This window comes from Pseudoalteromonas sp. AOP7-A1-14 (assembly GCF_052376275.1).
GTDB lineage: Bacteria > Pseudomonadota > Gammaproteobacteria > Enterobacterales > Alteromonadaceae > Pseudoalteromonas.
Genome location: NZ_JBQSVO010000248.1, coordinates 1 through 1,216, shown reverse-complemented (window position 1 = coordinate 1,216; position 1,216 = coordinate 1). Strand labels below are relative to the sequence as shown.

Below are 1,216 nucleotides of genomic sequence, written 5' to 3'. Positions count from 1 at the left end.
ATGCGCCCATAAAGACTTTTACCCCACAGTGACGCGTAGGATCGAGCCGTTTTATCTGTTCTAAATTGTTTTCGGTGGCACCTAAATAAAAGCTATAATTTGCCAAAGATCTATCGCGCCCTAGCGCAAACTTATGCTCCAATGCTTCAATGGTCGTAGTTGATGGGCTCACATTAGGCATTTCCATAAAACTAGTAACGCCACCAGCAACCGCCGCCCGCGACTCACTGGCTATGTTACCTTTATGCGTTAAACCAGGTTCACGAAAATGTACTTGGTCATCAATCATGCCGGGCAATAAATAGCAGCCATCTGCTGCGATTATAGTATCACCAGCTTGTGCTGAAATTTCTGCTGCTATTTTTTCTATCCGGCCATTAACAATGCATACATCACTAATGTATGACTTGCCTTCATTAACAATCTTAGCCTGCTTTATTAATGTCACTTTCAATTTGCTTACTCCGACACACTACTAGAGCACGGACAATCATTATTTTTGGCTAAACACTGGCGATAATTAAACCAGTGCGTAACAGCAATAAACGCCGCACCAACAAGCGTAAACCCTTTCTCGCCCAACTCACCAAACAGGGCTTCACCTGCAGTTACTGCCAGTACCATTAAAATCACACCAACAAACCCTGACACCATATAACGAAAACGTTTATGCTTTTTACAACCCAAGCTCAATGCAAGTATGCTGGTAGGTATAACGGCCGCCAGTACCCATAAATGAAACTGTTCGTTATTTAGTTGTAAGGCTGCAAGACTAGGTAATAGCGTCAGCAAAATAGGAGTTGCAAAACAGTGGATTGTGCACATCATTGAAAGCCCGATAGCAAACTTATCCATTACACTTTGTGTTGATTTCATTCTAGTTTCCTCTAATTGGTTTTAGGCGGCTTTGGTTTGCATTGACAACATAAACCTGTAATTTCTAACTGTGACTTGCTCGGAGTGAAACCGGTAAATTCCACCTGTTCGAACAAAGCCTTTACTTTGTCATTCACATCATTCATCTCTATGACTTTGTTGCATGAGCTGCAAATCAAAAACATAGATAGCTGATGCTGGCATCCGTCATTTGCATGACTGCATGCCATAAATTTATTCTCTGACTTTAATCGGTGTACTAAGTCTACCGACTCAAGAAAGTCTAAAATTCGATAAACAGACATAGCCAAAATAGGTGCATCCATTACCTTATTGAATC

2 protein-coding genes and 1 pseudogene are annotated in these 1,216 nt (G+C 41.3%); all 3 read right to left on the bottom strand.

Annotated features, from left to right (window positions below; genetic code table 11):
- Window positions 1–454 (bottom strand): annotated as a pseudogene (locus ACT3RM_RS17925) (dihydroorotase); the annotation flags it as partial.
- Between the two features lie 5 nt (window positions 455–459).
- Window positions 460–876, bottom strand: a complete 417-nt coding sequence (locus ACT3RM_RS17920; RefSeq protein WP_441835854.1) for a MerC domain-containing protein — start codon at window positions 874–876, stop codon at window positions 460–462.
- Between the two features lie 11 nt (window positions 877–887).
- Window positions 888–1,216 (bottom strand): Fur family transcriptional regulator (locus ACT3RM_RS17915; RefSeq protein WP_444511519.1); only part of this gene is annotated, 329 nt, incomplete at its 5' end.